Source organism: Pinirhizobacter sp. (genome assembly GCF_035317885.1).
Lineage (GTDB): Bacteria > Pseudomonadota > Gammaproteobacteria > Xanthomonadales > Rhodanobacteraceae > Pinirhizobacter.
The window spans coordinates 1-7615 of record NZ_DATHFX010000277.1 but is presented as its reverse complement, the minus strand read 5'-3'; the positions used below and the strand labels follow the sequence as shown (position 1 = coordinate 7615).

The window sequence follows — 7615 nt, the reverse complement described above, 5'->3', positions numbered from 1 at the left end:
CCCGTTTCGTTGCCGACGTATTGCGCCAGCATGTCGTTCAGCGCGCCCACCGACGCCTGGTAGTCGACCATCACCGGCTTGCGGTTGCCGCGCGCGCGCTGGCCCCATCCGGTACGCATGCCACCGGGCTCCAGCGTGGTGATACGGATGCCCAGCGGCTCAAGCTCGCGCGCCAGCACTTCGGTGAAGCCGCCCACGCCCCACTTCGCGGACTGGTAGGCCGACAACCCCGGCGTGCCCATGCGACCGCCGACAGAGGACACCTGCATGATGTAGCCGGACCGCTGCTTGCGCATGATCGGCAGCACCGCGCGTGTCACCTCCACCACGCCGAAGAAATTGGTTTCCATCTGCGAGCGGAATTCAACGGGGTCCATCTGTTCGAAGGGCACCACTTCGCCATAACCGGCGTTGTTCACCAGCACATCGATGCGGCCGAAGCGCGCCACGGCGGCGTCGACCGCGGCCTTGATCGAGGCGGCATCGGTAACGTCCAGGCGGGTAGCGAGGAGGGTGTCGCCATGGGCCCGGGCTAAGTCGTCCAGGGTGGCGGCATCGCGCGCCGTGGCGACGACCGTTTCGCCGTGTGCCAGCAGGTTTTCGACGATGTCACGGCCCAGCCCGCGGGATGCGCCGGTAACGAACCAGATCTTGCTCATGAGGTTGACTCCTATAGATATTGAGTGTTTGGACACTCATTTATTGAAAGAAAAAAACGGATGGGTCAGTGGCCGGAGGCGACCCGCCAGAAAGCGCGGAAGCCTGCTTCGGCGTACTCCGATGCCTTATCCGGATAGGCCGCCACGAATTCGATCGTGGTGTCGGCCAGCGACGTCATGATCGCCCCCACGAACCGCTCACCCAGGGCTGCCATGGGACCGGCGGCGGTCACCTCGCCCAGGGCCACGGTGATGGCATTGAACGCGGCCGTGCCGGTGGTCCGCGTCTCCGGCGTGACCTTGTCCGACAGGGTGAGCTTGGCCATCACCTTCCGTTCCTGCGGATGCGCCAGGCCCCAGGCCACATACCCCGACCAGGCGTGGCGTGCCCGTTCCTCAAGGCTGGCCGCGGCCGGATAACCGCCGAGCATGGCCAGCCGCAGGCCGTCCTTCAGCTCCAGGTAGAGCTCGTTCAGCAACACGTCCTTGCTGGCGAAGTAGGTGAACAGCGTGCCTTCGGCCACCCCGGCTTCCCTGGCAATCCGCGCCGTCGGTGCCGACAGGCCAAGTTCGCCCATGACGCGCGAGGCGGCGGCGAGGATGGCATTGCGCTTGTCGGTACTACGGGGACGAGCCATGAACAGGCCACTTAAGTGAGTGTGTACTCAATCATATGAGCACCCCGAACAAAGTGCAAGGCCGAGCATTAGGGGTCACAGCATTAGGGGTCAGAGTCATTTACCGGGAATAAAATGACTCTGACCCCTTTGGGGTGGGTGCGGGTTGATTGGGCGGGCTGAAAGCTATCTAATGCGCGTAAACGTTTACGCCCGTGCCGCCCAAGGCGAGCATGGCCAAGCGCGCCCTAAGCTGGCGCGCCATTTTTTTGCAGGTCCGTCCGCCGAATGAAAAGCCCCGCCGAGATCGACGCGCTCATCGCTTCCATGACCATCGATGAGAAGGTCGGCCAGCTGGGGTGCTTCGCCGACGCCTTGCGTCCGTTCGCGCCGGATGTAAACCCCGAGGCCAACGCCCGCGACGCCGCCCAGGTGCTCGAGCAGATCCGTGCCGGCAAAGTGGGCGCGCTGTTCAATGGTGCTGGTGCCGCGGCAGGCCGCGAGTCGCAGCGCGTGGCGGTGGAAGAGAGCCGGCTGGGCATCCCGCTGCTGTTCGGCGCGGACGTGATCCACGGCATGCGCACGGTATTCCCCATTCCGTTGGGCGAGGCCGCCAGCTTCGAACCGGAACTGGCCGAACGTACTGCGCGCGCAGCGGCGGTGGAAGCGACGGCGGCTGGCATCCACTGGACCTATGCCCCGGCGGTGGACATTGCCCGTGATCAGCGCTGGGGCCGCGTGGCCGAAGGCGCGGGCGAAGATGTCTACCTTGGTTCACGCTTCGCCGAGGCGCGTGTGCGCGGCTTCCAGGGTGCGGACCTCACCGCCGCCGACAGCCTGTTGGCCACGCCCAAGCATTTCGTCGCCTACGGTGCGGTGCAGGCCGGCATGGACTACAACAGCGTGGACATCTCGCCGCAGACCTTGCACGAAGTGCACCTGCCGCCGTTCAAGGCGGCCTTCGACGCCGGCGCCATCACCACCATGAGCGCCTTCAACGACATCAATGGCGTGCCGGCTTCGGCCAACCGCGAGATCATGACCGACCTGCTGCGCGGTGAGTGGGCCTTCCCCGGTCTGGTGGTATCGGACTACACCGCCGACATGGAACTGATCGCCCACGGCTTTGCCGTGGACGCGCGCCACGCCACGAAGCTCGCCTTCACCGCGGGCGTGGACATGAGCATGCAGAGCGGCTTCTATGCCGATCACCTGCCCGACCTCGTGGCCACCGGCGAGGTACCCGAGGCGATGCTCGATGATTCGGTGCGCCGTGTGCTGAACATCAAGAACACCGTCGGGCTGTTCGACGATCCCTACCGCTCGCTCGATGCCGAGCGCGAAACCGCTGATGTCACGCGCGACGAGCACGCGGCACTTGCCCGCGATGTCGCGCGCCGATCGATCGTGATGCTGAAGAACGACGGTGACGTGCTGCCGCTGAAGAAGTCCGGCCAGCGCATCGCGCTGATCGGGCCATTCGCCAGCGACCGCCAGAATTTGGAAGGCTGCTGGACCTTGTTCGGCGATGCCGCGCGCCACGTCACGCTGGAAGACGGCCTGCGCCAGGCGATGGACGACGCAGGCATGCTGAGCGTGGAACCGGGCTGCGATTTCGAGACCGAACTGCCCGGTGGTTTCGCCGCGGCGATCGCCGCCGCCGAGGCCGCCGACGTGGTGCTGCTGGCCATCGGCGAACCGCAGGTGTATTCCGGCGAAGCGCAGTCGCGCACGCAGATCGTGGTGCCGGCGGTGCAGCAGGCCCTGGCCGAAGCCATCGCAAGCACCGGCAAGCCCGTGGTGGTGCTGTTGCGCAATGGCCGCGCGCTGGCGCTGCACGGCGCCGTGCGCGATGCCCAGGCCATTCTGGTGACCTGGTTCCTGGGCAGCCAGACGGGCCCGGGCGTGGCTGATGTCGTCTTCGGCGACTATTCGCCCTCCGCCCGCCTGCCGGTGAGCTTCCCGCAGGATTCCGGCCAGCAACCGTATTACTACAACCACCGCCGCACGGGCCGCCCGGAGATCGCGGGCCAGCCGTACGCTTTTAAATCCCGCTGGCGTGAATTTACCAACGAGGCGCTGTATCCGTTCGGCCATGGCCTGGGGTATGCGCGCTTCGCCTATGCCAAGCCCACCATCGGCAGCACGCGCGTGGGCTGGAACGAGGTGCTTACCATCCGTTGCAAGGTGACCAACCACGGCGAGCTAGATGCCGAGGAAACCGTGCAGCTGTACATCCACGACAAGGTGGCCAGCCGCGTGCGTCCGGTGCGCGAGCTGAAGGGATTTGCCAAGGTAACCATCCCGGCAGGATCCGTGCGCGAGGTGGAGTTCGCCCTGACCCGCCATGACCTCGCCTTTGCCGGCGCCGACACCCGGCCAGTGGCCGAACCCGGTGTTTTCCAGTTGTGGGTGTCCCCTTCGTCCACCACCGGTGAGCCGGTGGAGTTCGAACTGCTCGCACCCTGACCCGACGAGTTTCTTACATTCGTTGCGCTAGCGTGCTTCGATGCAAGTAACCGGAGGAAGCCTGGCGTGACACCGAACCCGCATCGCATCGTCATCGTCGGTGGTGGCGCCGGCGGGATTGAATTGGCCACGCGCCTGGGCCGGAAACTCGGCAAGCCGGGCCTGGCCACGGTGACGCTGGTGGATGCCGAACTCACCCATGTATGGAAGCCGCTGCTGCACGAAGTAGCGGCAGGTTCCCTCGACGCGTCGCGCGAAGAGCTCAACTACATGGCGCAGGCCACGTGGAATGGATTCGAGTACGAGTACGGCCGCATGGACGGCCTGGATCGCGCCAACAAGCGCCTTCGCCTGGCCCCACAGGTGGACATGGATGGCGTGCAACTGGTGCCGGCGCGCGTGTTGCCCTACGACACGCTGGTGCTGGCGGTGGGCAGCACCGGCAACGACTTCGGCACGCCCGGGGTAGGCGAGCATGCCATCTACCTCGATACGCGTGAGCAGGCCGAAGCCTTGCGCCGTCGTCTGCGTGATCGCTTCATCGCCGCGCACTCGCGCAACGACGGCGTGCCCGTACGGGTGGCCGTGGTGGGTGCAGGCGCCACGGGCGTCGAGCTTTCCGCGGAACTGCGCGATGCGGCCAATCTTTATTCGCACTACTCAGGCGACGCGGAAAAAGTGGCGCTGGAGATCACCCTGCTCGAAGCCGGCACGCGCGTGCTGCCGGCGTTGCCCGAGCGCATCGGACACGCGGTGACGGCACGGCTGCGTGAGGAATTCGGCGTCCAGGTGCATACCGCATGCCCCGTGCGCCGGGTGGAAGCCGGCTCCGTCTACGCCGGCGACGACCAGCGTTTCGCCGCCGACATCGTGGTCTGGGCCGCGGGGATCCGCGCACCGGCCTTCCTGCGCGAGCTCGATGGCCTTGAGACCAACCGCGCCGACCAGCTTGTGGTGGATGCAACCCTGGCCACCACGCGCGATCCATCGGTGTTCGCCTTCGGCGACTGCGCGGCGTGCCCGCTGGGCGACGGGCGCAGTGGCATCGTGCCGGCTCGAGCGCAGGCCGCCCATCAGCAGGCGAGCCTGCTTGCCGCCAACTTCGTCCGCCGTGCCGAGGGCAAGCCCATGAAGCCCTTCATCTACGTCGATCACGGATCACTGGTGTCACTGGCCTCCCATGACGCCGTCGGCGACCTCTTCGGCGGCCGCATGGTGGAAGGCAAGCTCGCCCGCGTGGTCTACATTTCGCTTTACCGCATGCACCAGGTGGCGCTGTTCGGCTGGATGAAAACCGGCCTGCTGATGCTGGGCGGCCTGCTTACGCGGGGAACACGTCCGCTGCTCAAGCTGCACTGACGCGACAGCTTGCCGCAGTGCGCCTGTAGCGCAAAACGCCGCACCCGCGCGCGCAGTGGCTACCCGGGCGTATGCTGGCCGCATCGCACAAAGGGGTTGTGATCATGCCATCCATCCTCGTTGAAGTTGCCCTTCGAGCACCGCGGCCATGATCGTCGCCAACGATGCCCTGACCCTGGCGCGACTGCAGTTCGCCTTCACTGTCTCCTTCCACATCATCTTCCCGGCCATAAGCATCGGGCTTGCAAGCTACCTGGCCGTGCTCGAGGGCCTGTGGCTGCGCACCGGCAAACCGGTCTATCGCGAGGTCTTCAATTTCTGGTCGAAGATATTCGCCGTCGGCTTCGGCATGGGCGTGGTCTCAGGCGTGGTGATGAGCTACGAGTTCGGTGCCAACTGGGCCGGTTTCTCGCGCGTTGCAGGGAGCGTTACCGGACCCTTGCTTGCCTATGAGGTGCTCACCGCATTTTTCCTCGAGGCGGGATTTCTCGGCATCATGCTGTTCGGCTGGAACCGCGTGGGCCCGAAGCTGCACTTCCTGGCCACCTTGATGGTTGCCGTGGGCACGCTGATCTCCATGTTCTGGATACTGTCATCCAACAGCTGGATGCAGACACCCCAGGGCTTCGACATCGTCGACGGCAGGATCGTCCCGGTGGACTGGTTTGCGATCGTCTTCAATCCCTCGTTCCCCTACCGCCTTGCGCACATGGCGTTGGCCGCGTTCATTGTCTCGGCCACCCTCGTGGCGGCTTGCGGCGCGTGGCATCTGCTGCGCGGTCGCCGCGACCCCGGGGTGAAGACATCCTTCTCGATGGCGATGTGGATGATCCTGGTGACGGTGCCGATCCAGATCGCCGTGGGCGACGCGCACGGCCTGAACACGCTCGAGCACCAGCCGGCCAAGATCGCAGCGATGGAAGGCCTGTGGGAAACGGAGAAGGGCGGTACTTCGCTCAACCTGGTCGGCTGGCCGGACATGAAGAACGAGCGCACCGATTTCGCGGTGAAGGTTCCGCACCTGGGCAGTTTGATCCTTACCCATAGCTGGGACGGCGAGATCAGGGGCCTGAAAGCGTTCGCGCCTGAGGATCGCCCGAACTCCACCATCGTGTTCTGGAGCTTCCGGATCATGGTGGGCATGGGCCTGTTGATGTTGCTCCTGGGCCTGTGGGGCCTGGTGTTGCGGCGAAAGCAGGGGCTTTACGAATCGCGATGGCTGCAGCGCTTCGCCCTGGCGATGGGGCCCTCGGGCCTGGTGGCGTTGCTCGCCGGCTGGATCACCACTGAAGTGGGCCGCCAGCCCTGGGTGGTATACGGCGTGATGCGCACAGCCGATGCATCCTCGGCGCTATCGGCCGAGCAGGTGGGCACCTCGTTGATGATCTTCGTCATCGTCTACTTCCTGGTGTTCGGCACCGGCATCTATTACATGCTCAAGCTGATGGGCAACGGTCCGTCGCTCGAGAAAGACGGCGATGGCGACATGCGCGGCGATACCGGCAAGGGCAGCGCGCGTTACGACCACCGGCCGATGTCCCGTCCCACCGACCCCATCGACGAGTAGACGGCCATGCATATCGACCTTCCCATGGTGTGGGCCGCGATCATCGGCCTTGGTGTGTTCCTCTATATCCTGCTCGATGGTTTCGATTTGGGAATCGGCCTGCTGTTCCCCTTCTTCAACCAGGACGGCGAGCGGCAGGTGATGCTCAACACGGTCGCCCCGGTGTGGGACGGCAACGAAACCTGGATGGTGCTGGGGGGCGCGTGCCTGTTCGCCGCGTTCCCGGTGGCCTACAGCAGCTTGCTGCCGGCGGTGTACCTGCCGCTGGTGGCGATGTTGTGCGGACTGATATTCCGCGGCGTGGCGTTTGAGATCCGCGCCAAGGCCAATCGCACGCGGCACCTGTGGGACCTGGCCTTCATGCTGGGCTCGGCCACCGCAACCTTCTGCCAGGGGTTGATCCTGGGCACCTTGCTGCGGGGCATCGACATCGTCGATGGCAAGTACGTGGGCGGTCCCTATGCCTGGTTGTCGCCCTTCGGCCTGTTCTGTGGGCTGGGCCTTTTGGTTACCTATGCCACCACCGGCTGCGCCTGGCTGGTGATGAAGACCGATGGCGATCTGCAACGCCGCATGCGCCTGATGCTCAAGCCGCTGGCGTTGGCACTGCTGGCGATCATCGGCGTGGTAAGCCTGTGGACCGTGCTAAGCCATCAGTACATTGCCGACCGCTGGTTCGGCGGCGCGCATTTCCTCTACTTCGCGCCCGTGCCGATCCTGGTGCTTGCATGCGTGGCCGGGATCATCCGCGGGGCGAGCAGCGCGCACGAGTGGCGGCCGTTCCTGCTGACGCAGGCCATCATCTTCCTGGGCTACAGCGGCCTGTTGATCAGCATCTACCCGAACATCATCCCGCCCTCGCTCACCATCTGGGAGGCGTCCTCGCCGCACTCCAGCCAGGTATTCACCCTGGTAGGCGTGTTGATCATCCTGCCGATCATCCT

Annotated in this window: 6 protein-coding genes; 4 read left to right on the top strand and 2 right to left on the bottom strand. The window is 65.3% G+C overall.

Going from position 1 to position 7615, the window contains the following annotated elements:
• Positions 1-659, bottom strand: a 659-nt coding sequence (locus VK519_RS09010; protein WP_324349175.1) for an SDR family oxidoreductase, incomplete at its 3' end; no start/stop codon positions are given.
• Positions 660-724: 65 nt separating this feature from the next.
• Positions 725-1297, bottom strand: a complete 573-nt coding sequence (locus VK519_RS09005; RefSeq protein ID WP_324349174.1) for a TetR/AcrR family transcriptional regulator — start codon at positions 1295-1297, stop codon at positions 725-727.
• A gap of 267 nt (positions 1298-1564) precedes the next feature.
• Here VK519_RS09005 and VK519_RS09000 point away from each other — a divergent pair, with 267 nt between their 5' ends.
• From VK519_RS09000 to cydB, 4 genes are all read left to right on the top strand, one after another.
• Positions 1565-3745, top strand: coding sequence for a glycoside hydrolase family 3 N-terminal domain-containing protein (locus VK519_RS09000; RefSeq protein ID WP_324349173.1), 2181 nt, complete (start codon positions 1565-1567; stop codon positions 3743-3745).
• Between the two features lie 66 nt (positions 3746-3811).
• On the top strand, positions 3812-5104 hold the full coding sequence (locus tag VK519_RS08995; RefSeq protein WP_324349171.1) for an NAD(P)/FAD-dependent oxidoreductase: 1293 nt from the start codon (positions 3812-3814) through the stop codon (positions 5102-5104).
• A gap of 148 nt (positions 5105-5252) precedes the next feature.
• Positions 5253-6671, top strand: a complete 1419-nt coding sequence (locus VK519_RS08990; protein ID WP_324349169.1) for a cytochrome ubiquinol oxidase subunit I — start codon at positions 5253-5255, stop codon at positions 6669-6671.
• A 6-nt stretch (positions 6672-6677) separates the two neighbouring features.
• A partial coding sequence (cydB, locus tag VK519_RS08985) for a cytochrome d ubiquinol oxidase subunit II (protein ID WP_324349168.1) occupies positions 6678-7615 on the top strand: 938 nt, incomplete at its 3' end.